We start from the raw sequence: 26003 nt of genomic DNA, 5'->3' as shown, positions 1-26003 counted from the left end.
GACGGGCCGGGCGTTCGGGTCGGCTCATATGCGGGTGAGATAGCTGAATCCGGTGTCCGGGCCCACGCAGGACTGGAGGGTGAGGTCGCCCCAGTAGAGACCGGCGGCGGGGGTGCCCCGACCGGGACTGAGGTGGTGGGCGTAGACGCGGTAGCGGAAGGTGCCGCGCGGGGTGGTGGCGGTGACGACCGTGCCGAGGGGCAGGGTGGCGAACCGGTCGAAGCCGCCGCAGTGGTCGTGCCCGACGATCACGGCGGTGCTCAGCTCGTACCCGTCCTCGGTGCCGAGGTCGGGCCCGGTCCACTGGACGGCGTCCTCGCAGGCGTCGACGGCGTCCTGCCCGCCCCGCACGACCCGGGCGGACCAGGAGCCGATCCGCAGGGTGGTGGCCCCGCCGGGGAGGGCGGACTCCTCGGGCGGCGGCGAGGGGGAGGGGGTCGCAGAGGGCGACGGAGTGGGCGAGGGCGGTGGTGTCACGGGGGCCTCCGTCGCCGGGCGCCTGGGCAGCTCGACCGGGGTCTCGGGCTCGACGGACACGTCAGGGGCAGTCGGCACGGCTGGCACGACCGGCACGACCGGCTCCCCCGCCCCGCCCTGCGCCGCCCGCGCCGGGGTCGAGGCGGCGGACGCGGCGGGTGGCCGGGCGGGCGGCGTGTCCGGTACGGCGGGGGCGGCGCAGCCGGTGAGGGCCGCGGCGGCGAGGAGGCCGAGCGCGGCCGGGGTGCGGCGGGACCGGTCCGGGGTCACGCGGGCTCCCTCATCCGAAGCGCCCGTTGACGTAGTCCGTCGTCCTGGGGTCCCGGGGGGTGTGGAACATCGCGTCCGTGGAGCCGTGCTCGACGATCACACCGGGGGTGCCCTGCTCCGCGAGGAAGAAGGCGCACTGGTCGGAGACGCGGGCGGCCTGCTGCATGTTGTGGGTGACGATGACGATGGTGACGTCGGACTTCAGTTCGTGGATGGTCTCCTCGATGCGCCGGGTCGAGGTGGGGTCGAGGGCCGAGCAGGGCTCGTCCATCAGCAGCACCCGGGGCCGTACGGCGAGGGAGCGGGCGATGCACAGCCGCTGCTGCTGGCCGCCGGAGAGGGCGCCGCCGGGCTGGCGGAGCCGGTCGCGGACCTCTTTCCACAGGCCCGCCTTGGTCAGGCACTCCTCGACCAGCCGGTCCTTGTCGTCCCGGCCCGCCTTGAGGCCGCTGAGCTTGAGACCGGCCAGGACGTTGTCGTGGATCGACATCGCGGGGAACGGGTTGGGCTTCTGGAAGACCATGCCGATGTTGCGGCGGGCGTGGGTGATGCGGCGGCCCCGGTCGTAGATGTCGTCGCCGTCGAGCAGGACGCGGCCGGACAGGGCGGCCGAGCCGACGAGTTCGTGCATCCGGTTGAGGATCCGCAGAAAGGTGGACTTGCCGCAGCCGGACGGGCCGATGAGGGCGGTGACCTGGCGGGCGGGCATGGTCAGGGACACCTGTTCCAGGACCTTGTGGTGGCCGAACCAGGCCGAGATGGCGTCGGCCTCCAGGGTGGCGGGGTCGCTCTCGGCCGCCGCCGGGCCGGTCCCCCGGCGGGGCGCCACCGTGGCCAGTTTGCGGGTCGGGGCGAGGATCTCGTCCACGAGGGCGGTGTCGGCGACGGAAGAGGTACCGGTGGTACCAGAGGTACTGGTGGTGCCGGTGTCGGACATGGTGGGACTCCTCGTGGCTCAGAGCAGGTTGGGCAGCAGACGGGTGGCGGCGCCGGAGACGGCGAGACCGAACGCGGCGAGCACGGGCACCGAGGCGATCCAGGTCTGCCAGCGGCCCCAGACGCGATGGGCGGCCATGGTGAGCAGGGCGGCGATCAGCAGCCCCTGCGACCAGAGGAAGACCGGCAGCCAGGCGCCGCCCTCCCCGCCCATGGCCTGCTCGGAGCCGTCGATCCAGCCCGGCGCGAGCGGGCGCGGCGGCGCGGGCCGGACCTCGCCGGTCAGTGCGGCGTCGACCCGGACGGTCCCGGAGGGCGTGTACGGGCCGCCCTCGGCGGTGATCAGGGTGAGCCGTCCCTCGCCCTCCTTCAGGGCGGGCGGCAGCGGGTCGCCCTCCCGGCGCAGCGCGGTCACCTCGTAGGTGGCGGTGCCCTGGCCCGTCGTCACCCGGATCTCGGTGCCGGGCGGCAGCCGGTGCAGATCGTTGAACGGGCTGCCGTACCCCCACTGGCGGCCCATCAGCACACTGGTCCCGGCCTGGCCGGGCAGCGGGGTGTCCCGGCGGTGTCCGGGGCCGGACATGAGGATGCCGGAGGTGGTGCCCTCGGCGACCACCTCCTCCAGGGCCAGGGCCGGGATGCGCAGCAGCGCCACCGGATCGCCGGGGGTGAGGAGTTCGCCCTCGTAGGTCCGCTGTCCCACCGGGGCGATGCCCAGGGCGAGCTGGCGGCGGAGTTCGTCGTAGGCCGTCTGCTGGTCGCGGGTGTGCTGGAGGTGCCCGACGATCGTGAGGTTGGCGGCGAAGCCGAGGAGCAGCGCGGCGAGGACGCACAGGGCGGCACCGGCGAACGCGTATCCGGCGCGTTCGGCGGGCGGCGCGGGGTCGGGTGGGGGCGCCGGGGCCGGTGGCGCCACGGCCGGCGGGGGCGGGGGCGGGGACAGCACGGTCACGGGGAGCGCTCCTGAGGAGTGGGGCGGTGGGTCGGTCGGTGGGTGGGGCGGGTGCGCGGGCGGCGGGGTGGGGGCCCGCCGCCCGTGCGCCGGGGCCGTCAGGCGCGGGGCCCGGCGAAGCGCAGCAGCACGTTGCGGCGGCCGAAGCGGACCGCGAGGACACCGGCCGTGAGCAGCACGATCGCTCCGATGCCGGAGAACAGGGCGAGCTGCGAACCGGTGGAGGCGAGTCCGCCGGAGGGGGAGGTGCCACCGGTCGAGCCGCCGGTGGAGGAGCCGGAAGTCGTCCCGGTGGTCGTCCCGGTGGTCGTGCCGGAGGTGTCGCCGGACGGGTCGTCCGACGGGTCACCGGACGGGTCGTCGGAGGGGTCGTCCGACGGGTCGTCGCTGGGATCGCCGGAGGGGTCGTCGCTGGGGCTCGGGGAGCCGGAGGGCTCGGCGAGGGTGAAGGAGAGCTGGCTGTTGCCGGAGCCGCAGGCCGGGCTCCAGGACCAGACGTTGTCCCCGGCGACGGCGTCCTCGGGGACGGTCAGGCCGGCCCAGGTCGCGATCCCGTCCGCGTCGGCGGTGGCGGCGGGGAACTCCGTGGCATCGCGCCCCAGGGTGAGGGCGAGGTCGGCGCCGGGCTCGCAGCGGCGGACGACGAGTTTCACCTGCTGGCCGCGCTCCAGTTCCGGGTTGCGCGGCAGCCGCTCGCCCCGGGCGTCGTACAGGTCCGCGCCGGGCGGCTCGACGATCAGCCGCAGGGGCTCGGACTCGGAGCCGCCCCAGTCGGCGGTGCTCGCCGGGACGAACCGGGCCGTGAAGTCGTGGGTGCCCTCCGTCAGCGCGGGAGTGGTGAGTTCGGCCTTGCCGTTCGACACCGGGGCCTGGCCGAGGGAGGTGTCGCCGTCCAGGAAGGTCACGCTGCCGACGGCCTCGGCGGGGGTCAGGGTGGCGGTCAGCCGTACGGTCTGGCCGGGTTCGACGGTGCCGGTGTCGACGGTCAGCGCGGTGGAGGTCGCCGTGGCGCCCTCGCCCCGCGCCCAGGTGTCGCCGGTGACGGTGATCTTCTGGGTCCAGTACGGGTTGCCGGGGACGGTCTCCTCGCTGGGCTTGGCCCAGTCCCAGTTGTCGACGCAGTAGACCCGCAGTTCATAGGTGCCGTCGCTGGAGATGATCTCGGGGAGGCTCCTGGCCACCATGCCGGGGTTGTCCGCGCCGGTGAGGGAGATCGCCGGGGTGGGGGCGGTGTAGGGCCCGGCATTGCCGACGCCCTTGAGCACCGCCTCCTCGGTGCCGTCCGCCATGACGGCGTAGACATTGAGGTAGCTGTTCCAGTTGATGTCTTCGAGGGTGATGTCGGGGCAGGCGGCCGGGATTCCCAGGGTCGTCCCGAGCGGTTCGGCGTCGTTCAGTCCGCCGCCGGAGGCCAGGGTGAACTCCCCGATGGACGCCGCTCGGGCGGGCTGGGACTGGGCGGCGACCAGGGTCACCAGTCCGGCGGCGAGCACGGCACAGGCGGCCAGGATCGCGGCTGCTCTTCGAAATGGTCGGAGCACGGTCATGTGCGGAGCCCCCCGGGGAGCGTTGGGACGGACGGGATCGGAATCGGATGAAGAAAGTCGGACGGGGAAACGGGAACAGCGCGTGGGGCCGGGCACCTGGTGGGTGCCCGGCCGTCACGCGAGGGGTCGGATGGCGATCAGTGCCTACCGCCGGCCGGTGATGTCGGTGTCACCGCAGTCGGAGGCGGCGGAGTCGGCGGCCAGATCGCCGAAGCCGTAGTTCTTGATGGTGGTGAGGTTCAGGCAGACCTGGGACGAGGCGCCCACGAAGGCCCGCACGATGGCCGGGTCGGCGAGCCTGTCGCTGCGGACGACGTTGTAGACGTCGCGGGCGAAGGTGAAGTTGGGGTTCAGGGCCAGCGTGGCGCCGGAACCGGTGGTCGGCGCGACCCCGGCGATGTTCCGCAGCCGGGACTCGCCCCGCCGGTTGGGGACATCGGCGAAGCCCTTGCCCTGGGCGATCCACTGGGCGACCGAGTACGGCATGATCTGGGTGCCGTTGGCGATCGCGATGCCGTCGTGCTCCTGCACGGTGTCGTCGACGCAGCCGGCGGCCTTGGCGGTGGCGATCTCGGCCTCGGTGACCCCGATCGACGACAGCCAGTAGGTGCGGGTACCGGAACCGGTCTGCGGCAGCAGCGCCTTGGAGACCGTCTTGGTGACGCCCGCGTCCACGAAGGTGCAGGTCTTGTAGATGGAGGCCAGCTGAGCGATGCTCAGATTGGTCGGCAGGGTGCTGCCCAGGTCGGTGGCGTAGGTGACCGCGTCCTTGCCGAAGGGGATCCAGGTCAGCTCGGGACCGGCGGTCACCGGGCCGCGCGAGGCACGGGCGAAGTCGACACAGTCGGACGCCGGGTTCGTGTAGTCGGCGTACAGTCTGTCGATTCCGGCCGAGGAGCCGTTCGGCCGGGGGATGCCGGCGCAGTGCGGGGCCGCGACCGCGTCCTTCGGGGTGATGGTGGCCGAGCCGGTGGCGTTCCATGAACCGACGAGCTTGTTGCCGCTGGCGTCCACCACGACCTCGCCCAGGCCGTTCACCACGTACTGCGTGGTGTCGGAGCCGACGCCGGCCAGCGGGCGGAACGGCGGAGTGGTGTAGTCCGCGGACGCCGGGGTGGACAGGACGCCGACACCGATGGCGGCGGCGCCGAGAACCGCGGCACCGACCTTGGCGCGAGACTTGACGTTCACTTCTGATCTCCCTGTTTCGGATTTCGAAGACTGGACGTTCAAGCGAATCCGGATTGTGGTGCCGCCGACCCGTCGACCGGCACCGCATACCTTTCCAAGATTCCCTTGCGGAGGCCACCAATTCCCAGTGAGGGAAAGGTTACGGGCAGGCTTCCTAGGTATCTCCTATGGGGTCCGGCGATGGGCGAGACGAAGCATTATCGGACCGGAAAGGGCCGCGGCTCCACCGAGAATGAGAACGGCGAGAAGAACCCAGCGGATAATTCCGAGAATGTCTCCCGGGGTGAATCCGCCCTGGGCGTCGGCGACATTTCGCTGCGGTCCGGAGGAGGGGGAAGCCGACGCGCTCGCCGCCGACGCGGACGCCGACGGGTCGTCCGTCGCCCCGCCCGCGCCGGAGGCCGCGCCGCCGCCCGTGGCGCCGGAGGAGGACCCGGAGGCCCCGCCGGCGAGCCCGGACCCGGTGCCGCCCGGGTCGTCCGGGCCGGGGGTGCCCGAGGGGTCCCCGTCACCGGCGACGGCTCCCCGCTCCAGGTCGTCGGCCGCCGCCTCCGCCCGGGTCCGCAGGTCCTCGGGCAGCGGGGCGTATCCGTGGGGCAGTTCCCCGGCGGACGGGCCCGGTGTCTGGCCCGGTCCGGCCGCGTACCGGATGAACTCGGCGTAGGCCGTGCGGGCGGCCTCGTCCTGGTCGACGGAGGCGGCGGCGTAGGTCACGGCGGTCAGCGGATAGGCGCCGCCCTCGGCCCGCGCCGGGTCGGCGTCCAGCACCGCCGGGTCCGTGGCCGACGGCTCCATGGCGGCGACCCCGGCGAGCAGAGCGTCCGTGGAGGGCTCCACGAAGGTGCCGCCGGCATTGCGCAGCGCCGCCGTCGGCAGCCCGTAGCGCTCGGCGGACGCCACGTCGACGACCGCCATCACGGTACGGCGGCCCGGCCAGGGCGCGTCGTTGACCAGCTTGGCGGGGACCCCGGCGTCGCCCTGCGCCCAGCTGATGGTCCGGTTGTTGTTGCCGCGCCGGGCGCGGACGGCACCGTCGTGCAGATCGTTGGTGTAGGGGGCGAGGTCGAGGAGGGTGTAGTTCAGGGGCGCGGCGGCCGAGTTCCCGACGGCCGGGGCGACGGTCGGATCGACCTTCGGATACTGGTTCAGCTCCGCGTTCCGGTCGAGCGCCAGATCCTGGAAAGAGGAATTCACCCGCATTCCATCGGGGTCCGGCTCACCGGCCAGGAATGCGCGGGCCTCCGCGTCGGACTGGAGCCAGTTCCAGACCAGACGGGCGGTGTCCGAGTTCCCGATCGGCACCATCAGGCTCGATGCAGCGCCCCGCACCTCGGGGAAGTCCGGATTCAGTCGCCGGAATTCCGGGTCGTCGAGATAGGTCATCGGGTTGCCCCGCACCTGTTCCGGCGGCGGGGCCGTCCACGGCACATCGGAGACATAGGAATGGGTGAGCATCTTCGCCACGATCCGGGGTGAGAGATTCATGTCCCGCACCACTCCGTCCGCCCCTTCGACGAAGAAGGCGAACGCCAGTCCGGACACCGCCACCGGCGCGTGCACCACCGCCGGGCCGCCCTCGGCGGGCTCCACCGGCTCGACCGTGAAGCCCAGCGTGGGCAGTTCCTCGGTGGTGGTCAGCACCTGGTCCCTGGCCTGCTCCTCGGCGGCCGAGGTGAAGCCGAAGGTGCTGTCCGTCGCAGTGCACAGCTTCGGCTGCCAGGAGGTCACGGCGTCCGTCATCAGCTCGGACCCGACCGTCGGCCGCTCCTCCTGCCCGGCCGGGCAGAACCGGTCGGCCTGGAGGAAGCCGAGGGGGAAGACGATCCGCTGCGCCCAGTTGGTCGCGGACAGCGGCGAGGTGACCAGCCGGCTGCCCGGCGACTCGGCCCCGTCCGCCTGATGCGTGCCCCGGGGCACCACCACCAGCCAGCAGGGGCGCGGCACCGGAGTGCTCCCCTCGGGGGCGGTGTTCACCCCGCACCCGAGATAGTCCGCCTGGATGCCGTCCTGGACCTCGAACACCGCCTCGCCGGTGCCGCCCGCGAAGGTCAGGTTGGCGGGCTGCTCGTTGGTGTCCAGGGGGCCGAAGTAGGTGTAGTCGTAGGCGGAGGTGGTGGCGGGCTCACCGTTGGCGGGCCGGAAGGGCACGAAGGACGCGCGGTCCTCCGCCGGGTCCGCGCCGGGGGTGAGCACCCGGCCCATGCCGTCGGCCACCACCGCGCTGGATCCGCCGTAGACGCACTGCTCGGGTGCGGGGCCCGCGGGGTCGTCGCCCCAGCACTGCATGATCTGGAGGTAGTCGGTGTTGAACACCCCGTTGCCGGGCAGGGTCTGCCGTCCCCCTTCCCAGCTCACCCGGACCCCCTGGGACCGCAGCCCCTGCGTCTGATGGACCGTCACCTCCAGCGCGGAGAAGTCGTCGTACTTCCCCTTCGTGCCGCTCTTGGTCACCGCCGAGGAGACCTCCGACGGCACTTCCGCCGCGACCGCCTCCGGCGACCCCGCCGGGGGCAGCGGCAGCAGCGCCACGACCACCGCCGACACCAGCAGCGCCACCGCGACGACGGGCCACGCCCGGCGGCGCCGCAGCGACTCCAGCAGCGCCAGCGACTTCAGCGACTCCAGCAGCGCCAGCGGCGCCAGCGACTTCAGCAGTTCCGCGAGCCGCGCCCGGCCCGCGTTGACGCCCGCCCTTCGCGCGCTCCGCGTCCTCACGCCCGCTATTCGGACCCGGCCCGCCATGACGACCGCCCTTCGCACGCTCCCCGTCCCCACGCCCGCCATTCGGGCCCGTGCCGCCATCACGCCCACCCCTCGCACGCTCCCCGACCTCACGCCCGCCCCTCGCACGCGCCCCGACCTCACGCCCACCCCTCGGGCCCGGCCCGCTATAGCGACCGCCCCTCCGGCCCGCCCCGTCCCCACGCCCACCCCTCGCCCTCTCCCCGCCATCACGCCCGCCCCTTGCGCCGTGCCCGGCCCGCCAGTACCCGGGCCACCGCGGGCGGCCCCACGACCACGCCCACCAGCAGCGCCGCCGACAGCGCCATCAGCGCCGTCCGCAGCCCCGGGGAGTCGCCCGTGCCCAGGGACACCGGCGCCGCCACCACCGAACCGTCCCCGGCGCCCTGGTCCCCGCCGAGCACCTCACCGGTGTCGGGGTCGACCACCGCGCCGCCGGTCGAACCACCGGAGGAGCCGGAACCGGAACCCGAACCGGAGCCCGCGTCCGAACCGGAGCCGCCCGTCGCCCCGCCGGACCCGGACCCGGACCCGGAGCCGCCGGTCGAGGACGAACCGCCCGTCGAGGACGAACCGCCCGCCCCGGAACCCCCGGTCGCCCCGGAACCGCCGGAGGCCGCCGCGGAGCCGGTCGAGCCCCCCGAGGAGGTGTTCGTCGGCTGCTTGGCACCGCCCGTGCCGGTGGCGCACTGCGCCGAGCCCCGCTTGTCGCAGGCGGGCGGATAGGGCGCGTTCTCGATCAGGGTGTTCCTGCCACCGGAGAAGGTGGGGTTGTTGCACCGGTTGATGTCGATGGACGCGCTCTCGGCGCCCGGGATCTTCCTGGTCTGCTCCATACCGGCCTCGACCAGGTTCTTCGGCAGCGGCGAGTAGCCGAGCCGGTCCGCCTGCTGCTGGCCCTCGCAGAGGAAGTAGTTGTTGAAGGCGCTGAGCGTGCGGCCCTTGGCCTTGGTGAAGCCCATCTCCTCCTCGGTCGGGATGATCATGTAGCTGTAGGAGGAGAGCGGGTAGGTGCGGCGGTCACCGAAGGAGTAGACGCTGTCGAGGTTCTGGGTGAGATAGCCCGCCGAGCGCGGATCGTTGTTGATCTTCGCCTCGGTGAGCGCCACGGCCACGCCGGAGGCGGTCGGCTCGACGTAGTAGCCGGACTCATTGAGGACCTTGGCCACCGGGAAATCGGCGTTGACCGCGTAGGAGTACTCGACGTAGGTGATGGCGCCCTCGGCCTGCGGCTGGCGGGTGTAGCCGGCGACGCCGAGCGAGGTGGACTGGGAGACGAAGCCGGAGCCGGGGATGTTGGGGAAGTAGGAGGTCAGTCCGCAGGGGGTGGGCTTGCCGGCCCGGCGGCAGTAGTCGTTCCACAGCGACCCGTACTGCTTCGACATCCACAGGGTGAACTGCGCGGTCGTCCCCGAGCCGTCGGAGCGGACGACCGGGACGACCTTGCGGGCCGGGAGGGTCAGCCCGGGGTTGTCGGCCTTGATCTCCGGGGAGTTCCACATGGTGATCCTGCCGGTGAAGATCTTGGCGAGCACCTCGCCGGACAGCCGCAGATTGGTGACCATCCGGCCGCCGATCTTCAGGTTGTACATGAACGCCGTGCCACCGGCGACGATCGGCATATAGGCGTAACCGCGGGTCGGCGGCGAGTCGGTGTTGCCGAGGTCGTTCAGGCCGTAGGGGATCTCGGAGACACCGAAGTCGGAGGTGCCGTCCCGGAACTGGTTGCGGCCGATGGTGGAGCCGACCGAGGAGTAGTTCACCGTCATGCCCTGCTGGCGGACATTGCGCCGCCACTGCTCGATGGCGTTGGCGCTCCAGGTCGAGCCGGAACCGCTGATCTTGGTGTAGGTGGCGGCCTCGGCGTTCGGCGGGTTCAGCGCCAGCAGCGCGCACACCAGGGCGGTGAACAGCGCCAGCGCCTGGTACCCGCGCAACGCGCGTGGATGTCGGACGGTCGGGGACATCACGGGGTGCTCCTCGTCGGTGCGGTGCCGCCGGACGACGACGACGGCGGCGGTACGGAGGGGGCGGCGGCGCGACCGGGATCGCGGGCATCGGCCAGGGCATCGGCACCGGCACGGGCGCCGACAGGGGAGGGGACACCGGCATCGGCACGCGCATCCGCGCGGGCGCCGAACCGCTGGGCGTCCCGGCGCGAGGCCCGTACCCGGCGGTGCTCCTGACGGCGGGTCAGCTGCCCCGGGCCCCGGCCGCCGAAGAAACGGGCGAGGACGAACAGGACCAGCACCAGCACCAGCAGCACCGCCGCGGTACCGAACCCGCGGGCGATGTACGTGGCCTCCGGTGACTTGACCAGCTCGAACGCGGCCAGCGGCAGCGAGACCATGGGGTCTTTCAGCGGGTTGGTGTTCAGCTCGGCGGTGTAACCGGCGGTCAGCAGCACCGGCGAGGTCTCCCCGACCCCGCGCGCGGTGCCGAGGATGACGGCCGTGGTGAGTCCGGAGCGCGAGGTGGGCAGCACCACATGCCAGACCGTCCGCCACCGCGAGGTGCCCAGCGCGTACGACGCCTCCCGCAGGGTGCCCGGCACCAGCCGGATCACCACGTCCGCCGCCCGGATGATGATCGGCAGCATCATCACCGAGATGGCGAGCGCGGCGGCGAGCCCGGAGCGGTCGAAGCCCAGCGCCAGGATGAAGGTGGCGTAGATGAACAGACCGGCCACGATGGACGGCAGCGCGGTCATCGCCTCGACGATGGTCCGCACGAACCGGCTGAACCGCCCCGGGATCTCGTTCAGGAACACCGCGCACACCAGCCCGGCCGGGATGCAGATCACCAGCGCGATGCCGATCTGCCAGAGCGTGCCGACGATCGCGTGCAGGATCCCGCCGACGTCCAGCGGCTCCAGCGGACCGGCGGCGGCCATGGACTCGGTGTAGAAGTTCAGATGCGGCAGCGCCTCGCGGCCCTCGTAGAGCGTGTAGACCACCACGAAGGCGAGCGCGGCGAGCATCAGCACACCGAGGCTCTGGACGACGGCGGCGGCCACCCGGTCGCGGACCGCCGGGCCGTCCTCGTCGAACGAGACCAGCAGCGCGTACAGCCCGATGAAGAGCGTGAACGCGACGACGACGAAGCCGAGGGCGCCGTTGAAGGGCAGCAGCCGGTCGAAGAGCAGCCAGGTCAGACAGAGCGCGGCGGCCCCGGCGCCGAGCAGCGCGTAGACATCGCTGGCGCGCAGCGTGGCCAGATTGCGGCGGGCCTCGGAGCGGGGGACGCGTACGGGCAGCACGGTGGGGGCGGGGGGTTCGGGGGGCCGGGCGCCCGCGCCGCCGGGTGGGCTCTGGGAGGTGGTGACGGTGGTCATCTGGCTCGGTCTCCTCAGGAGTCGCTCGCCGCGCCGGAACGGCTGCGGGCGACGATCGACGACGCGGCGAAGTTGACGACGAGGGTCATCAGGAAGAGCGCGAGGCCGGCGGCCATCAGCGCGGACATACCGAATGCGGTGGCCTCGCCGTAGCGCAGGGCGATCAGCGCGGAGACCGAGTTGGTGCCGTTCTGGAGGAGGTGCGGCTGGATCTCGAAGACCGGCGAGATGATCAGATAGACGGCGATGGTCTCGCCGAGCGCCCGGCCCAGGCCCAGCATGGTGCCGCCGATCATGCCGCCCTTGCCGAACGGCAGGACGACGCTGCGGATCATGCCCCAGCGGTTGGCGCCCAGCGCGTAGGCGCCCTCCCGCTCACCGACCGGGGCCTGCGAGAACACCTCCCGCATCACCGAGCAGATGATCGGCGCGACCATCAGCGAGACGACCATCCCCGCGATGAAGGTGGACGAGGTGAAGACGGTCGCGGTGGCCAGCGGGTCGGTGGGATCGGTGCCGTCGACCCTGAAGAGGGGGATCCAGCCGAAGTAGGTGGAGATCCAGCGCGAGACGGTGACCACATGCCCCTGGAAGAAGAACAGCCCCCACAGCCCGTAGACCACCGACGGCACGGCGGCCATCAGATCCACGACGCTGATCAGTGTCTGTCTGATCCGCGGCGGCGCGTACTCGGAGATGTAGAGCGCGGTACCGAGCGCGAGCGGCACCGCGAAGGCGATGGCGACGAGCGCGATCAGGATGGTGCCGACCAGTACGGCGGCGATACCGAAGCTGCGGCCCTCGGGCTCCCACGCCTCGGTGGTGACGAAGCCCCACCGGGCCACCTCCAGCGCCTGCCAGGCCCGGTAGGTGAGAAAACCGCCGACCAGCAGCATGATCGCGAGCACCAGGGTGCCCCCACCGCGCAGCACACCCCGGAACACCCGGTCGGGCACACCGGGGTCGACGTGCAGCCGTCTCGGCCCCTCGTCCCCCGGCACCACCGTTCGCTCATCCATTCGCGTCGTCACATGAGTCGACGCTCCTGAGGCCCGATGGACACCTGCGCCCCTAAAGGTGAACGCGGGCACCCCGAGGGGCAACTTCCGGTGTTGACGTGAACGCGACGCACACACAAGCCGCGCGCATCCCTCCGGACGAAGCCCGGAAGACGACCGGACCGGAGCCCCGGGAGACGGGAGGCAGCACCGGAAACCACGGAGAGCCGGAGGCGGCCCCACCGGCGACCCCCGACCCCCGACCCCCGACCCCCGACCCCCGACCCTCCTCCCCGAACCCCCGAACCCCCGAACTCTCCGACTCACCCCTACCCGACGTCGTCCCAGCAGATCACCCCGCCGGCCCCCAGCTCAGCCAGCAGCGCCCGGAACCGCTCATAGGCGGCCTGGCAGGTCGAGTGGCGTTCGTACGCCCGCGACGAGACGGCGAGCGCCCCGCCGACCGGATCCCGCAGCCGCCAGACCCAGCCGCTGCCCTCCGTGGTGTGGTGCACCGCCCCGGGTAAGTCGGCGACATCCGCGCAGAGCCGCTCGAACGCGGTACGGCACTCGGCATAGTCCCGGTAGGTCCGGGCCGCGACGGCGATCACCCGTCCGTTCGTGGCCGTGAGGCGCCAGGAGTACGTCCCGTCTGCCCCGATGTCTATATGACAGCGCGTGCCGGGCACGGCAGCGCCGCCCTTTCTTCCCGCCATCCATCCCCACCCCTGTGTTCCCCTGATTCCCGACTGTTCCCGACGGTTTTGACTTCAGGAAGCTGCACGAGTCAACGCCGATTCATCGGCCGTGCGGCACAGGCAGATTAGTGAGACGGGAGTGATATCCGATCGCCCTCGGTAACCGCAATCGTCATGCTTCATGCGAATGTTGCCCCTTGTTCATGTCCCGCCCCGGCAGGACTCGTTGCCGCTGGCCGAACCGCGCCGGTACACGTAGGTGGGCGCCAGGTCCGCTGAAATTCGGCCCGAATTTCCCCATAGGCTTTCCACCAAAACAACCCACCGGATATTCCACACGCATTCCTCCGCCAAGAAATCCGAACGCCCCTCCCGAAGCACCCCTCCCGACGCACCCCACAAAAGATTCCGAAATCGCCACGGAATGAGTACGCTGCCCACGTCAATTCGGCCCGCCGGGGGATAAAAACCGGGCCGTTGTGCATTCAGCGTTCACATTGGGGAATTCGCATGCGCATGAGCTCCGCTGTCGCCGCCGCGTGTGGCGTCGTCGCCCTGTCCGCCCTCACCGTTCCGGCCGCACACGCGGACGAGCAGTTCGGCGACACCGAGATCACCGGCGTCACCGTCAACGGCGGACAGCCCGTCGTCGTCGGCACGGCCGCGAGAACGGTGACCGTCGACATCACCGCCACCGACCCCTCCGGCCTGGAGCAGATCAGCGCCACCCTGTACCGCGGCACGATCGACGCCCCCGAGGTCTCGGTCGCCCCGGCCGCCCCCTGCGGCCCGACCACCGCCACGACCACCACCTGCACCCTGACCTTCACCCTCACCCCGGGCACCGCCCCCGCCGACGCCGCACAGGCCGGCACCTGGCAGGTCAGCGCCTTCGCCATCGCCCCCGACAGCGACGCGGTCTTCAAGGACAGCGCCGCCGACTTCGCCGTACGGCGGGCGACCGAGGTGACCGTCGACGCCGGACCCGAGCCGGTCCGCCGGGGCCGCCTCCTCACCGTCACCGGCGCCGTGCGGCACGCCGACTGGGCCACCGGCACCCTCACCGGGGCCCCGGCCGGGCAGCCGGTGAAGCTCCAGTTCCGCACGGCGGGCTGCAAGGAGTTCACGACGGTGAAGACCGTCACCACAGCCCCCGACGGCACCCTGAACACCACCGTCCGCGCCTTCCTGGACGGCACCTACCGCTGGTCGTACGCCGGTACGGACACCACGGCCGCCGCGGTCTCCGAGGGCGACCACATCGACGTGCGCTGACCCCTTCACCGCGCGCGTACGGCGACGGCCCCCGCTCGGACCCGGGGACCCGGCGCCGTACGCGCGCCCCCGCCCGGCGTCAGCCGATCGCCAGCGTCAGCCGGTCGCCAGCAGCACCGCGAGCAGCACCGCGCCCACGGCCACCGGCCCGGCGATCTCGTACGCCCAGCGCACCGAGACCTCGCCCTGCGAGGAGGCCGCCTTGTCCCGGGCCTCCCGGATCTGCCGCAGCTCGGCCATGATCCGGTCACCCTCGGCGAGCCCGGAACCGTCGTCCAGCGCCGCCGGATCGACCCCTGCGTGACCGCCGAGTCCGCCACCGCTGCCGAAGAGACCGCCACGCACCTTCTTGCCACTGGCCGCCGCCGCCCGCTCGGCCTGGCGCCGGTCCTCGCGCCGCGCGGCCCGCTTGCGCCCGCGCAGGGACACCGGGACGGCCCAGAGCTGGAACTTGGCGCCGGAGTTCGCGATGACCTCATTGGTGTACCCCGACCGCAGCGAGGCGACCTCGCCCCAGGGCAGCACGATCACCCGCAGCGGATTGCGCACCCGCAGCCGGTCGTCATCGGCGTAGACCGCCGGACGCAGGGTGAAGGCGGTGACGACCGGTACGAAGATCAACAGCACGGCGAGCGCCAGCCAGGGGGTGCGGCCCTCGCCGTTCACGATCGCGTCGACGCCGAGCCAGAGGGCGAGGGCGAGCAGCAGTACGCCGCCCACCAGCGCCATCGGGGAGCGGTAGATGCGGTCGTTGGTGGAGGTCATGAGGGCGATTGTGCCTCACGGGGCGGGGAGGGCGCCTGGGCGGTGGGGTGGTGATGGTTGCGTGGGCGAGTGCGGGTGCGTGGGGGCTGGCCGCGCAGTTCTCCCCCAGAGGGGGCATCCCCAGCGCCCCTAAAAGGGCGCTACAGCCGCCCGCGTCCATCGGTGGAACCTTCCCTCCCCGCCCTGTACAGCCGCTACGCGCGTAGATATGCTCGTCTGGTGACCATGCCCACCACTGCACACACCCTCATGGACGTGGCGGCCTCCGACGGCTCGCTGCGGCGGTTCCTGCACGGGCTGCCCGGCGTCGACGCCGTCGGGCTGGAGGCGCGCGCCGCCTCGCTCGGCACCCGTTCCATCAAGACCACCGCCAAGGCGTACGCCATCGACCTCGCCATCTCGATGGTCGACCTGACGACCCTGGAAGGCGCCGACACCCCCGGCAAGGTCCGGGCGCTGGGCGCCAAGGCGGCCCACCCGGACCCGACCGACCGGACGGCCCCGACGACGGCCGCGGTCTGTGTCTATCCCGACATGGTGACCGTCGCGAAGGAGGCGGTGGCCGGCTCCGGTGTCCTGGTCGCCTCGGTCGCCACGGCGTTCCCGGCCGGCCGTGCCGCGCTCTCCGTGAAGCTCGCGGACGTACGCGAGGCGGTGGCCGCCGGTGCCGACGAGATCGACATGGTCATCGACCGCGGCGCCTTCCTCGCCGGGCACTTCCTGAAGGTGTACGAGGAGATCACCGCGGTGAAGGAGGCGTGCGGCACGGCCCGCCTCAAGGTCATCTTCGAGACCGGCGAGCTGTCGACGTACGACAACATCCGCCGCGCGAGCTGGCTCGGGATGCTGGCGGGGGCCGACTTCATCAAGACCTCCACGGGCAAGGTCGCGGTCAACGCCACGCCCGCCAACACCCTCCTCATGCTGGAGGCGGTCCGCGACTTCCGCGCGCAGACCGGCGTCCAGGTCGGGGTAAAACCCGCCGGAGGCATCCGGACGACCAAGGACGCGATCAAGTTCCTCGTCCTGGTCAACGAGACGGCGGGCCCGGACTGGCTGGACAACCACTGGTTCCGCTTCGGCGCCTCGTCCCTCCTCAACGATCTGCTGATGCAGCGCCAGAAGCTGGCCACCGGCCGCTACTCCGGCCCCGACTACGTGACGGTGGACTGATCATCATGGCTTCCGTGTTCGAGTACGCACCGGCACCCGAGTCCCGCTCGCTCGTCGACATCGCCCCCTCCTACGGCCTCTTCATCGACGGCGAGTTCGCGGAGGCGGCGGACGGCAGGGTCTTCAAAACAATCTCCCCCTCGACCGAGGAGGTGCTGTCGGAGATCGCCCAGGCCGGGAGCGAGGACGTGGACCGGGCGGTGAAGGCGGCCCGCAAGGCGTTCGAGAAGTGGTCGGCGCTGCCCGGCACCGAGCGCGCCAAGTACCTCTTCCGGATCGCCCGGATCATCCAGGAGCGCAGCCGTGAACTGGCGGTCCTGGAGACCCTGGACAACGGCAAGCCCATCAGGGAGACCCGCGACGCGGACCTTCCCCTGGTCGCCGCGCACTTCTTCTACTACGCCGGCTGGGCGGACAAGCTCGACCACGCCGGGTTCGGCCCGGCCCCCCGCCCGCTCGGCGTCGCCGCCCAGGTCATCCCCTGGAACTTCCCCCTCCTGATGCTGGCGTGGAAGATCGCCCCGGCGCTGGCGACCGGCAACACGGTGGTCCTCAAGCCCGCCGAGACGACCCCCCTGTCCGCGCTCTTCTTCGCGGACATCTGCCGCCAGGCGGGCCTGCCGAAGGGCGTCGTCAACATCCTCCCCGGCTACGGCGACGCGGGCGCCGCCCTGGTGGCCCACCCGGATGTGAACAAGGTGGCGTTCACCGGCTCGACGGCCGTCGGCAAGGAGATCGCCCGCACGGTCGCGGGCACCGCCAAGAAGCTCACCCTGGAGCTCGGCGGCAAGGGCGCCAACATCGTCTTCGACGACGCCCCCATCGACCAGGCCGTCGAGGGCATCGTCACCGGCATCTTCTTCAACCAGGGCCAGGTCTGCTGCGCGGGCAGCCGCCTCCTGGTCCAGGAGTCGATCCAGGACGAGCTGCTCGACTCCCTCAAGCGCCGCCTGTCCACCCTCCGCCTCGGCGACCCCCTGGACAAGAACACCGACATCGGCGCGATCAACTCCGCCGAGCAGCTCGCCCGCATCACGGCCCTCGCCGAGACCGGCGAGGCGGAGGGCGCCGAACGCTGGACGGCCCCCTGCGACCTCCCCGCCTCCGGCTACTGGTTCGCCCCGACGCTCTTCACGAACGTCACCCAGGCCCACACCGTCGCCCGCGACGAGATCTTCGGCCCGGTCCTGTCGGTCCTGTCCTTCCGCACCCCGGCCGAGGCGGTCGCCAAGGCGAACAACACCCAGTACGGCCTCTCCGCCGGCATCTGGACCGAGAAGGGCTCACGCATCCTCGCCGTGGCGAACAAGCTGCGCGCGGGCGTGATCTGGTCCAACACCTTCAACAAGTTCGACCCGACCTCGCCCTTCGGCGGCTACAAGGAGTCGGGCTTCGGCCGCGAGGGCGGCCGACACGGTCTGGAGGCCTACCTCGATGTCTGATCGTCTGTCCGTCTTCAAGACCTACAAGCTGTACGTCGGCGGGAAGTTCCCGCGTTCCGAGAGCGGCCGGGTGTACGAGGTGTCGGACTCCAAGGGCAAGTGGCTGGCGAACGCGCCCCTCTCCTCCCGCAAGGACGCCCGGGACGCGGTGGTGGCCGCGCGCAAGGCGTTCGGCGGCTGGTCCGGCGCGACCGCCTACAACCGGGGCCAGGTCCTCTACCGCGTCGCCGAGATGCTGGAGGGCCGCCGCGACCAGTTCGTCCGCGAGGTGGCCGACGCCGAGGGCCTGTCGAAGTCCAAGGCGGCGGCGGTCGTGGACGCGGCGGTGGACCGCTGGGTCTGGTACGCGGGCTGGACCGACAAGATCGCCCAGGTGGTGGGCGGCGCCAACCCGGTGGCGGGCCCGTACTTCAACCTCTCCTCCCCCGAGCCGACGGGCGTGGTAGCGGTCGTGGCCCCCCAGGACTCCTCCCTCCTGGGCCTGATCTCGGTCCTGGCCCCGGTCATCGCGACCGGCAACACGGCGATCGTGATCGCGTCCGAGAAGTCCCCCCTCCCGGCCCTGTCCCTCGCCGAGGTGCTGGCCACCTCCGACGTCCCCGGCGGAGTCGTCAACATCCTCTCCGGCCGCACCGCGGAGATCGCCCCGCCCCTGGCCTCCCACCAGGACGTCAACGCCATCGACCTGGCCGGCACGGACGAGTCCCTCGCGAAGACCCTGGAGATCGCCGCGGCCGACAACCTCAAACGAGTCGTCCGCCCCCACCCCACGGACTGGACGGAAACCCCCGGAATCGACCGCATGACCCCATTCCTGGAAACAAAGACGGTCTGGCACCCGACGGGGGCGCTGGGAGCGTCCGGCTCCGCCTACTGATCGGACCCGGGGCGAGGGCTCCGCCCACCCACCAGAGTCCTCGCCCCTCTCCCCTCCTCTCTCGCTACAGCGCCTCCCCTCTGCTCCGGGCGTTCGCGTCGGCCACCCGCGCCGACAGCAGCGCCCGCGCCCCCGCGCTCCCCTCGACCGGCCGTAGGTCGCCCGCCCGCGCGGTCCACTCCGTCCCACCGCGCTCGGGACGCAGCCATACGAGGCCGCCCTCGTGGTCCATGACGATCGCGCGCTTGTCCTGCCGGGTGTCGTGCACGAGTTGCCCCACGGGAAGCCGGGTGCCCTCCGGCTTGGCCCGGCCCGAACCCACGCTCACACTCTGTCGCTGTTTGCCATTCTCCATGCACTCAACGTCACTCCGGTGGGGCGGACGAACCAGGGTGACGGTGTTCCGAACCGGTTCATGGAACGGCCCCCACCTGCCCTTCCTCACCATTCGCGCCCAGACTGTCACCCACCGCCACTACGGTGGACGCGAGCCGTTCCCTCACCGGCACGGAACACCCCCACAGCACACGGCAAGGGAGCCGAGACGATGACCCCGCCCTCCCAGGACCTGAACCCCTCCGCTTCCGCACACGACCTGTACGGCGTCGAACTGCGCCGCCAGCGCCGGGCAGCCGGGCTGTCGCTGGACCGGCATGTCGGACATCGTCAACTACAGCAAGACGCATCTGCACGGAGTGGAGTCAGGGGAGCGGCTGCCGCTACCACCCCTCTCAGAAAAGCTGGACGCGGCTTTCGGGACGGGGGAGTTGTTCCAGGGGTTGTGGGGGGTGCTGAAACGGGAGTACACGCCCCGGCGGTTCGACCTTTGCCTGGAGTTGGAGGCCAGGGCGGCCCGGATTCAGGAGTTCAGCACAAGCGTCATTCCGGGGCTGCTGCAAACTCCGGCGTACATGCGGGCCCTGTTCCTCAAAGGCCATCCAGGGCTGTGCCCCGAAAAGATCGAAGGCTTGGTCGCCACTCGTTTGGGCCGTCAGGAGGTCCTGCGAGCCGACAATCCGCCCGACGCGTGGTGGATTCTCGGCGAAGCAGCCCTACGGCAAGCCGTCGGCGGCTCTGCGGTGATGCGTGAACAACTCGCGGCACTGCTGCCCTGGGTGGACACGCACCACACGACGGTCCAGGTCGTGCCATTCGAGGCGGGCGCGTGCACCCTCATGAGCGGAACTCTCATCCTGCTGACGCTCCAGGACAACTCGACGACGGTGTACCAAGAAGGCCCCAGGAACGGCGAAACCTTCGACGACCGGAAGACCGTCACCCGACGCGTGCGAGAGTACGATCTGATGAAGGCCAGCGCCCTCCCACCAGGAGAATCCGCAGCGCTGATCGAGGCGACGATGGAGACGTACGAGTCATGCGAGTCACCCAGGACGTGAGCACCGCCCGCTGGCGCAAGTCCTCGTACAGCGGAAACCAGCAAGGGGACGCCTGCGTCGAGGTCTGCGACAACTACCCCAGCCGGGTCCCCGTCCGAGACAGCAAAATCACGACCAGCCCCATCCTGATCCTCAACGAAGCCGCCTGGCAGCCCTTCATCAACGGCGTCAAGAACGGCACCCTGTAACAGGAGGAGAGCCGCGCCCCTCTCAAGAAGGAGCCCGGCTCCCCTCGCCGGACGGCGGTCAGCCGCCCAGCAGCCCCGCCACCGGCCCCACCACCGGCAGACTCCCCACGCTCGGCGCCTGAGCGATCGGCCCCGTCAGCATCTTCGACGTCACCGGCTGGAAGTCGGCCAACTGCGTCCCCACCCCGTTGTCGAGCGGATCGACCCCCGTCCCCGCCAGCGGATTCGGCTTCAGGCCCGCCACCGGCCCCGTCACGTACTGGACCGACACGGTGACCGCCGCGAGCCCCGCCTGGGGGTCCAGGTTCCCCAGCGAGGTCGGACGCGTCCGCATCACATCGATCACCGGCTCGCTGTCGGCCACGGCACTCGCGGACCCCGTACCGACCGCGGCACCCGCCAGCGCCAGCACGGCCAGCGACCTCTGACGAAGAGACACCACAACCACCCTCATTCTTTCGCTCACCCAGGGTAAACAATTCCACACAAAGGGTAGTTGAGATGTGACGCGCGCTTCAAAGCCGACCCGCGGTCTCGTTCGGTGCCCACCCATACCGCACACTGGTGACCCGTGAGTTCCCATCCGCCCATACCCACGCGGGTCGTGCTGCTCTGCGGCCCGTCCGGCTCCGGAAAGTCCCTGCTCGCCCAGCGCTCCGGTCTGCCGGTGCTGCGGCTAGACGACTTCTACAAGGAGGGCCACGACCCGACGCTGCCGCAGGTGCTGGGAAGCTCCGACATCGACTGGGACGACCCCGCCTCCTGGGACGCGGACACGGCCGTCGCCGCGATCACCGACCTCTGCCGCACGGGCCGTACCACCGTCCCGGTCTACGACATCTCGCTGAGCGCCCGCACGGGCGAGGACCGGGTGGACATCGGCCGGACCCCGCTGTTCGTGGCGGAGGGCATCTTCGCCGCCGAGATAGTGGGCAGGTGCCGGGACCTCGGGGTCCTCGCCGACGCGCTCTGTCTGAGCCGCGGCCCGGTGACGACGTTCCGCCGCCGCTTCCTGCGCGATCTGCGGGAGGGGCGCAAGTCGGTGGCGTTCCTGCTGCGCCGGGGCTGGCGGCTGATGCGGGCCGAGCGGGCGATCATCGCCCGCCAGGCCGGACTGGGCGCCCACCCCTGCGACCGGGACGAGGCGATGGGCCGGCTGGCGGCAGCGGCGGCGGGCCGGTGCACACAGACCAGGACGGCCTCGTAACGCGTACCTCGCCCGGACACAGAGAAGCGGGACTGGACGGACCCCCCGGCCCTCCAGTCCCGCTCCCCTTGGTGCTCCCCCGTGCTCCCCCGTTTTTCCTTTATTCAGTTGTTTCTCTGCTACCCCCGTAGCTTCCCCCGTGTCCCCCCGTGCTCCCCCGTACCTTGCTCCCCCGTGCTTCCCCCCGAGGCCCTTCGTACTGCCAGGTGCTTCCCCGGGCCCTGTAGACAAGACCCCCGTACCCTCCCCCTGATACACCCCCCGAGGGTCTTTCTTTTTTTCTCCCCCCGAACCTCCGGGTGACCGGTCCGTCAGGCGACCAGTTCGCCGAAGGCGTCCTCCTGGTCACGGCCGAAGCTCAGGACCTCGTCGTCGCGCAGCCGGCGCAGCGAGCGCCAGATGCTGGACTTGACCGTGCCCACACTGATGTCGAGGATCTCCGCGATCTCCGGGTCCGTGCGGCCCTCGTAGTAGCGCAGGACCAGCATGGTGCGCTGGAGTTCGGGGAGCCGGGCGAGCGCCTGCCACAGGACCGCGCGCAGTTCGGTGCCGCGCATGGCGTCCGTGTCGCCGGGCGTCTCCGGCAGTTCCTCGGTCGGGTACTCGTTGAGCTTGCGGCGCCGCCAGGCGCTGATGTGCAGATTGGTCATGGTGCGGCGCAGATATCCGCCGACCGCCGCCTTGTCACTGATCCGGTCCCAGGCCCGGTAGGTCGAGAACAGCGCGCTCTGGAGCAGGTCCTCGGCCTCGAACCGGTCACCGGTCAGGTGATAGGCGGTGGCGTACAGGGAGGCGCGGCGCTCCTGGACGTAGGCGGTGAACTCCACCTCCGACAGCGAGCGTCGCTCCCCCGGTTCCTCCCTGTACGCGGCTCCCCCGTACGTCTCCCCCGTGTGACCGTCAACCACCGTCATGTACGCGGTGTGCTGACGTCCGGTGCCGCGAGCGCACCCCCGCCCGCTCACGACACCGGACTTCTCGGAACCCCGGCCCCCGTTCACGTCGTGCAGCCGCGTGATCACTGCGCTGGAGCTGGTGCCGTGCAGCGTGTTCATCTCGCGCCCCCCGTCGTGGACTTCCGGTGTTCGGTCTTCGTGCTCCGTGGCTTCCGGCCCGGATTCGGCCGTCGTCCCGTGCTCGTGCCAATGAGACTGCCGGGCCTCCTTCATCGGCGTGTCCGCCGTCTGTCACAGACCTGTCACAGGGGTCTGTGACCCCGCTGTTCCAAGATCGCGCACAGGGTTCAGATATGCGTCCGAGCTGGGCACTGCCGACGATCCCCACCCGATCCGCACCTGATCCGCACCCGCAGGTCGAACACCGAACCCCTCATGGGCCAGAATGAGCCCGTGCCTTCCCTGTTGCTGATCGAGGACGACGACGCCATCCGGACGGCCCTGGAGCTCTCGCTGACGCGCCAGGGACACCGGGTGGCGACCGCTGCCAGTGGTGAGGACGGTCTGAAACTGCTGCGTGAGCAGCGGCCGGACCTGATCGTGCTGGATGTGATGCTGCCCGGTATCGACGGCTTCGAGGTGTGCCGTCGTATCCGGCGCACCGACCAGTTGCCGATCATCCTGCTGACCGCGCGCAGCGATGACATCGATGTGGTGGTCGGTCTGGAGTCCGGCGCCGACGACTATGTCGTCAAGCCCGTGCAGGGCCGGGTGCTGGACGCCCGGATCCGCGCGGTGCTGCGCCGCGGCGAGCGGGAGGCGAACGACGCGGCGACCTTCGGCAGCCTGGTCATCGACCGGGCCGCGATGACGGTCACCAAGAACGGCGAGGACCTCCAGCTCACCCCGACCGAGCTGCGGCTGCTGCTGGAGCTGAGCCGGCGGCCCGGTCAGGCGCTGTCCCGCCAGCAGTTGCTGCGGCTGGTGTGGGAGCACGACTATCTGGGCGACTCCCGGCTGGTGGACGCCTGTGTGCAGCGGCTGCGCGCCAAGGTCGAGGACGTACCGTCGTCGCCGTCGCTGATCCGTACCGTGCGGGGTGTCGGCTACCGGCTGGATCCGCCTCAGTGACAGAGCGGGAACGGGGGGACCGCGGCTGGGCCGCGGCTCGCAGGGCGGTGCTGTCCGGGTTGCGTTTCACGAGTCTGCGACTGCGGCTGGTGGTGGTGTTCGGGCTGGTCGCGCTGACGGCGGCGGTGTCGGCGTCGGCCATCGCGTACTGGCTGAACCGGGAGGCGGTGCTCACCCGCACCCAGGACGCGGTGCTGCGCGACTTCCAGCAGGAGATGCAGAACCGGGCGGGTTCGCTGCCCGAGCGGCCGGACCAGAACGAGTTGCAGATCACCGCCGGTCAGATGGCCACCAACAGCAGCCAGCGCTTCACGGTGCTGCTGATCGCCGAGGGCGCCGACGGGAAGACCGTCTCCGGCAGTTCGGGCGGCCTGAGCGGCTTCAGCCTCCAGGACGTACCCGAGTCGCTGCGCGAGGCGGTGGACAAGCGCCAGCCGACCACCGACGGCAACAGCTCCCCGTACCACCTGTACTGGCAGCGGATCGTCGACGACGGGACGCCGTATCTGGTGGCGGGGACGCGGGTGGTCGGCGGTGGGGCGACCGGGTACATGCTCAAGTCGCTGGAGCCGGAGGCCAAGGACCTCAACTCGCTGGCCTGGTCGCTGGGGATCGCCACCGGGCTGGCGCTGATCGGCTCGGCGCTGCTCGCGCAGGCCGCCGCCACGACCGTGCTGAAGCCGGTGCAGCGGCTGGGGGTCGCCGCGCGGCGGCTCGGCGAGGGGCGGCTCGACACCCGGCTCAGGGTGTCCGGCACCGATGAACTGGCCGATCTGTCGCGGACCTTCAACAAGGCGGCGGCGGCGCTGGAGAAGCGGGTGGACGACATGGCCGCCCGGGACGAGGCGTCCCGCCGGTTCGTCGCCGACATGAGCCATGAGCTGCGTACCCCGCTGACCGCGATCACCGCGGTCACCGAGGTGCTGGAGGAGGAGCTGGACGCGGACGGCGGGACCATCGATCCGATGATCGAGCCCGCGGTGCGGCTGGTGGTGAGCGAGACGCGGCGGCTGAACAGCCTGGTGGAGAATCTGATGGAGGTCACCCGCTTCGACGCGGGCACCGCCCGGCTGGTCCTGGACGATGTCGATGTCGCCGACCAGATCACCGCCTGTATCGACGCCCGCGCCTGGCTGGACGCGGTGGAGCTCGACGCCGAGCGCGGTATCCACGCCCAGCTCGACCCGCGCCGCCTGGACGTGATCCTCGCCAATCTCATCGGCAACGCCCTCAAGCACGGCGGCTCCCCGGTGCGGGTCGAGGTGCGCGAGGAGCACTCCGCGGAGGACGGCGACGAGGTGGTGATCCGCGTCCGCGACCACGGCCCCGGCATCCCCGAGGACGTCCTGCCGCATGTCTTCGACCGCTTCTACAAGGCCAGCGCGTCGCGCCCGCGCTCCGAGGGCAGCGGCCTGGGCCTGTCCATCGCGCTGGAGAACGCGCACATCCACGGCGGTGAGATCACCGCCGCGAACTCGCCCGAGAGCGGCGCGGTGTTCACCCTGCGGCTCCCGCGCGACGGCTCGACCGTGTCCGGCCCGGACGACGGTGACGACGGAGGAGACGGGGGCACCGGGGACGGCCCCGGGACCGACAAGGGGACAGCGGGATGAACGTACGACGACGGGCCCTGCTCTGCGTCCCCCTGCTGGGCGGGCTGCTGCTCTCCGGCTGCGGCATCCGGGCGACCGAGGTGCCCACGGACTTCGGCGCGGCCCCCTCCCGGGCGCACTGCACGGCCACCGGCGACGAGGTCACGTCCCGGACCGCCCTCGGCTTCCCGGCCCAGTTGTTCCTGCTGTGCGGGTCCTCGCTGGTCGCGCTGGACCGGCTGGTGGAGATCCCGCCGGAGTCGATGGAGGCACCGCGCCGCGTCCAGGTCGCCCAGGGCCTGCTGGACCAGCTCGCCGAGGAACCGACCGAGGCGGAGCGCTCGGCCGGCTACACCACGGACGTCCACCACGGCCTCGCCGTCACCGGCCCCTACGGTGACGAGCCCGACGACACCCTCCGCCTCAGCGTCACCCCCGCCGACCTCTCCGGCCCCGCCCTCGCCCAGATCGTCTGCACCTTCGCCGACTCGGAAGCGGCCGAGGGCGACGGCTCGGTCATCCTGGGCGGCCCCCGGGACACCCCCCTGCGCCGCTACGACTGCACCGACGAACTCCGCGCCAACCCGGACACGGAGACACCAGCGTCTGAGGAGGTGCGGTCGGGGTGAGGGGGGCGGGGGGCTTAGTGGCTGGGGGGGGGTGATGGGGGGTGCGGGGGGCTGGGGGGCGGTGGTGGAGCGGTGCGGGGCTCTGGGGGGCGGCGGTCGAGCGGGGCCGGGTGGCCCTGGGAGGGTCGTCGCCGAGCCTCCCCGATGGGCCCGGAAGGCGGCACCGCCAAACCCCGCCCTACAGCCCCGGCAGGGGCGTCGTCGAGCCTCGCCCGGCGTCCCCGAAGCCGCGGCCAGGGGCATGTGGCCCACGCCTCACCCCGCGACGGCCCCGCCCCCGGAACCG

At 71.5% G+C, this 26003-nt stretch carries 24 protein-coding genes; 10 read left to right on the top strand and 14 right to left on the bottom strand.

Features of this window, described 5'->3' with window-relative positions; translation table 11 throughout:
• Positions 1 to 24: 24 nt before the first annotated feature.
• The 10 genes from ABZX40_RS05640 to ABZX40_RS05595 form a co-directional block, all read right to left on the bottom strand.
• Positions 25 to 747 (bottom strand): hypothetical protein, encoded by a 723-nt coding sequence (locus ABZX40_RS05640; protein ID WP_355737713.1) that lies wholly within the window; start codon positions 745 to 747, stop codon positions 25 to 27.
• 10 nt (positions 748 to 757) lie between these two features.
• Entirely contained in the window at positions 758 to 1684 is a 927-nt protein-coding gene (locus ABZX40_RS05635; RefSeq protein ID WP_355737716.1) for a phosphate ABC transporter ATP-binding protein, read from the bottom strand.
• A gap of 18 nt (positions 1685 to 1702) precedes the next feature.
• A complete protein-coding gene (locus ABZX40_RS05630) occupies positions 1703 to 2635 on the bottom strand; it encodes a class E sortase (RefSeq protein WP_355737719.1) in 933 nt (310 codons plus the stop codon).
• A 98-nt stretch (positions 2636 to 2733) separates the two neighbouring features.
• Positions 2734 to 4182: an Ig-like domain-containing protein gene (locus ABZX40_RS05625; RefSeq protein WP_355737722.1), complete on the bottom strand. Its 1449-nt coding sequence runs from the start codon at positions 4180 to 4182 to the stop codon at positions 2734 to 2736.
• A 144-nt stretch (positions 4183 to 4326) separates the two neighbouring features.
• A complete protein-coding gene (locus ABZX40_RS05620) occupies positions 4327 to 5373 on the bottom strand; it encodes a hypothetical protein (RefSeq protein WP_355737725.1) in 1047 nt (348 codons plus the stop codon).
• Positions 5374 to 5538: 165 nt separating this feature from the next.
• A complete protein-coding gene (locus ABZX40_RS05615) occupies positions 5539 to 8088 on the bottom strand; it encodes a hypothetical protein (RefSeq protein ID WP_355737727.1) in 2550 nt (849 codons plus the stop codon).
• A gap of 236 nt (positions 8089 to 8324) precedes the next feature.
• Complete coding sequence (pstS, locus tag ABZX40_RS05610; protein WP_355737730.1) at positions 8325 to 10082, bottom strand: phosphate ABC transporter substrate-binding protein PstS; 1758 nt, start codon at positions 10080 to 10082, stop codon at positions 8325 to 8327.
• Positions 10082 to 11449 carry a phosphate ABC transporter permease PstA gene (gene pstA / locus ABZX40_RS05605; protein ID WP_355737733.1) on the bottom strand — a complete coding sequence of 456 codons (1368 nt, stop codon included), beginning with the start codon at positions 11447 to 11449 and terminating at the stop codon, positions 10082 to 10084. The genes pstS and pstA overlap by 1 nt, the downstream gene beginning before the upstream one ends.
• A gap of 14 nt (positions 11450 to 11463) precedes the next feature.
• The gene (gene pstC / locus ABZX40_RS05600; RefSeq protein ID WP_355737735.1) at positions 11464 to 12468 is read right to left on the bottom strand and encodes a phosphate ABC transporter permease subunit PstC; all 1005 of its coding nucleotides are present in this window, start codon (positions 12466 to 12468) and stop codon (positions 11464 to 11466) included.
• A gap of 308 nt (positions 12469 to 12776) precedes the next feature.
• The gene (locus ABZX40_RS05595; RefSeq protein WP_355737737.1) at positions 12777 to 13163 is read right to left on the bottom strand and encodes a DUF1508 domain-containing protein; all 387 of its coding nucleotides are present in this window, start codon (positions 13161 to 13163) and stop codon (positions 12777 to 12779) included.
• A gap of 498 nt (positions 13164 to 13661) precedes the next feature.
• Here ABZX40_RS05595 and ABZX40_RS05590 point away from each other — a divergent pair, with 498 nt between their 5' ends.
• Positions 13662 to 14420, top strand: coding sequence for a DUF5707 domain-containing protein (locus ABZX40_RS05590; RefSeq protein WP_355737740.1), 759 nt, complete (start codon positions 13662 to 13664; stop codon positions 14418 to 14420).
• A 96-nt stretch (positions 14421 to 14516) separates the two neighbouring features.
• Here the strand turns inward: ABZX40_RS05590 and ABZX40_RS05585 are convergent, their stop codons facing one another.
• On the bottom strand, positions 14517 to 15185 hold the full coding sequence (locus tag ABZX40_RS05585; RefSeq protein WP_355737743.1) for a PH domain-containing protein: 669 nt from the start codon (positions 15183 to 15185) through the stop codon (positions 14517 to 14519).
• Between the two features lie 225 nt (positions 15186 to 15410).
• On the opposite strand from ABZX40_RS05585, the gene deoC reads away from it, so the two are divergent.
• From deoC to ABZX40_RS05570, 3 genes are read left to right on the top strand one after another with little or no spacing between them, the layout of a single operon-like run.
• On the top strand, positions 15411 to 16358 hold the full coding sequence (deoC, locus tag ABZX40_RS05580; protein ID WP_355737746.1) for a deoxyribose-phosphate aldolase: 948 nt from the start codon (positions 15411 to 15413) through the stop codon (positions 16356 to 16358).
• Positions 16359 to 16363: 5 nt separating this feature from the next.
• Complete coding sequence (locus ABZX40_RS05575) at positions 16364 to 17800, top strand: aldehyde dehydrogenase family protein (protein WP_355737749.1); 1437 nt, start codon at positions 16364 to 16366, stop codon at positions 17798 to 17800.
• Positions 17793 to 18677 carry an aldehyde dehydrogenase family protein gene (locus ABZX40_RS05570; protein WP_355737752.1) on the top strand — a complete coding sequence of 295 codons (885 nt, stop codon included), beginning with the start codon at positions 17793 to 17795 and terminating at the stop codon, positions 18675 to 18677. Before ABZX40_RS05575 ends, ABZX40_RS05570 begins: the two co-directional genes overlap by 8 nt.
• A 64-nt stretch (positions 18678 to 18741) precedes the next feature.
• Here the strand turns inward: ABZX40_RS05570 and ABZX40_RS05565 are convergent, their stop codons facing one another.
• On the bottom strand, positions 18742 to 19032 hold the full coding sequence (locus ABZX40_RS05565) for a hypothetical protein (RefSeq protein ID WP_355737755.1): 291 nt from the start codon (positions 19030 to 19032) through the stop codon (positions 18742 to 18744).
• A 298-nt stretch (positions 19033 to 19330) separates the two neighbouring features.
• Here ABZX40_RS05565 and ABZX40_RS05560 point away from each other — a divergent pair, with 298 nt between their 5' ends.
• Positions 19331 to 20074 (top strand): DUF5753 domain-containing protein, encoded by a 744-nt coding sequence (locus ABZX40_RS05560; RefSeq protein WP_355737757.1) that lies wholly within the window; start codon positions 19331 to 19333, stop codon positions 20072 to 20074.
• Positions 20053 to 20262 (top strand): DUF397 domain-containing protein, encoded by a 210-nt coding sequence (locus ABZX40_RS05555; protein ID WP_355737760.1) that lies wholly within the window; start codon positions 20053 to 20055, stop codon positions 20260 to 20262. The genes ABZX40_RS05560 and ABZX40_RS05555 overlap by 22 nt, the downstream gene beginning before the upstream one ends.
• A 58-nt stretch (positions 20263 to 20320) precedes the next feature.
• Here ABZX40_RS05555 and ABZX40_RS05550 read toward each other — a convergent pair whose 3' ends face one another.
• On the bottom strand, positions 20321 to 20701 hold the full coding sequence (locus ABZX40_RS05550; protein ID WP_355737763.1) for a hypothetical protein: 381 nt from the start codon (positions 20699 to 20701) through the stop codon (positions 20321 to 20323).
• 132 nt (positions 20702 to 20833) lie between these two features.
• On the opposite strand from ABZX40_RS05550, the gene ABZX40_RS05545 reads away from it, so the two are divergent.
• The gene (locus ABZX40_RS05545) at positions 20834 to 21469 is read left to right on the top strand and encodes a uridine kinase (protein WP_355737766.1); all 636 of its coding nucleotides are present in this window, start codon (positions 20834 to 20836) and stop codon (positions 21467 to 21469) included.
• Positions 21470 to 21780: 311 nt separating this feature from the next.
• Here ABZX40_RS05545 and ABZX40_RS05540 read toward each other — a convergent pair whose 3' ends face one another.
• A complete protein-coding gene (locus tag ABZX40_RS05540; RefSeq protein WP_355737769.1) occupies positions 21781 to 22524 on the bottom strand; it encodes a SigE family RNA polymerase sigma factor in 744 nt (247 codons plus the stop codon).
• A gap of 294 nt (positions 22525 to 22818) precedes the next feature.
• Between ABZX40_RS05540 and afsQ1 the strand changes: the two genes are divergently transcribed.
• Genes afsQ1 through ABZX40_RS05525 form a run of 3 tightly spaced genes read left to right on the top strand, consistent with a single transcriptional unit; the run spans position 22819 to position 25717 of the window.
• Positions 22819 to 23496, top strand: coding sequence for a two-component system response regulator AfsQ1 (gene afsQ1 / locus ABZX40_RS05535; RefSeq protein WP_355737772.1), 678 nt, complete (start codon positions 22819 to 22821; stop codon positions 23494 to 23496).
• On the top strand, positions 23493 to 25109 hold the full coding sequence (locus ABZX40_RS05530) for a HAMP domain-containing sensor histidine kinase (protein ID WP_355737774.1): 1617 nt from the start codon (positions 23493 to 23495) through the stop codon (positions 25107 to 25109). The genes afsQ1 and ABZX40_RS05530 overlap by 4 nt, the downstream gene beginning before the upstream one ends.
• On the top strand, positions 25106 to 25717 hold the full coding sequence (locus ABZX40_RS05525; RefSeq protein ID WP_355737777.1) for a hypothetical protein: 612 nt from the start codon (positions 25106 to 25108) through the stop codon (positions 25715 to 25717). The genes ABZX40_RS05530 and ABZX40_RS05525 overlap by 4 nt, the downstream gene beginning before the upstream one ends.
• Positions 25718 to 26003: the final 286 nt, after the last annotated feature.

The sequence above is a fragment of the Streptomyces sp. NPDC004610 genome (assembly GCF_040609715.1).
In the GTDB taxonomy this organism is placed as follows: Bacteria; Actinomycetota; Actinomycetes; order Streptomycetales; family Streptomycetaceae; genus Streptomyces.
This window is presented reverse-complemented; position numbering and strand designations above follow the sequence as displayed.

What these genes read in the sequence shown, in the direction of transcription:
- ABZX40_RS05635 (WP_355737716.1), bottom strand. Translation starts at nt 1,684, where the DNA reads ATGTCCGACACCGGCACCACCAGTACCTCTGGTACCACCGGTACCTCT.
- ABZX40_RS05625 (WP_355737722.1), bottom strand. Translation starts at nt 4,182, where the DNA reads ATGACCGTGCTCCGACCATTTCGAAGAGCAGCCGCGATCCTGGCCGCC.
- pstS (WP_355737730.1), bottom strand. Translation starts at nt 10,082, where the DNA reads ATGTCCCCGACCGTCCGACATCCACGCGCGTTGCGCGGGTACCAGGCG.
- pstA (WP_355737733.1), bottom strand. Translation starts at nt 11,449, where the DNA reads ATGACCACCGTCACCACCTCCCAGAGCCCACCCGGCGGCGCGGGCGCC.
- pstC (WP_355737735.1), bottom strand. Translation starts at nt 12,468, where the DNA reads ATGGATGAGCGAACGGTGGTGCCGGGGGACGAGGGGCCGAGACGGCTG.
- ABZX40_RS05595 (WP_355737737.1), bottom strand. Translation starts at nt 13,163, where the DNA reads ATGGCGGGAAGAAAGGGCGGCGCTGCCGTGCCCGGCACGCGCTGTCAT.
- ABZX40_RS05590 (WP_355737740.1), top strand. Translation starts at nt 13,662, where the DNA reads ATGAGCTCCGCTGTCGCCGCCGCGTGTGGCGTCGTCGCCCTGTCCGCC.
- ABZX40_RS05585 (WP_355737743.1), bottom strand. Translation starts at nt 15,185, where the DNA reads ATGACCTCCACCAACGACCGCATCTACCGCTCCCCGATGGCGCTGGTG.
- deoC (WP_355737746.1), top strand. Translation starts at nt 15,411, where the DNA reads ATGCCCACCACTGCACACACCCTCATGGACGTGGCGGCCTCCGACGGC.
- ABZX40_RS05575 (WP_355737749.1), top strand. Translation starts at nt 16,364, where the DNA reads ATGGCTTCCGTGTTCGAGTACGCACCGGCACCCGAGTCCCGCTCGCTC.
- ABZX40_RS05570 (WP_355737752.1), top strand. Translation starts at nt 17,793, where the DNA reads ATGTCTGATCGTCTGTCCGTCTTCAAGACCTACAAGCTGTACGTCGGC.
- ABZX40_RS05565 (WP_355737755.1), bottom strand. Translation starts at nt 19,032, where the DNA reads ATGGAGAATGGCAAACAGCGACAGAGTGTGAGCGTGGGTTCGGGCCGG.
- ABZX40_RS05560 (WP_355737757.1), top strand. Translation starts at nt 19,331, where the DNA reads ATGTCGGACATCGTCAACTACAGCAAGACGCATCTGCACGGAGTGGAG.
- ABZX40_RS05555 (WP_355737760.1), top strand. Translation starts at nt 20,053, where the DNA reads ATGCGAGTCACCCAGGACGTGAGCACCGCCCGCTGGCGCAAGTCCTCG.
- ABZX40_RS05540 (WP_355737769.1), bottom strand. Translation starts at nt 22,524, where the DNA reads ATGAACACGCTGCACGGCACCAGCTCCAGCGCAGTGATCACGCGGCTG.
- ABZX40_RS05525 (WP_355737777.1), top strand. Translation starts at nt 25,106, where the DNA reads ATGAACGTACGACGACGGGCCCTGCTCTGCGTCCCCCTGCTGGGCGGG.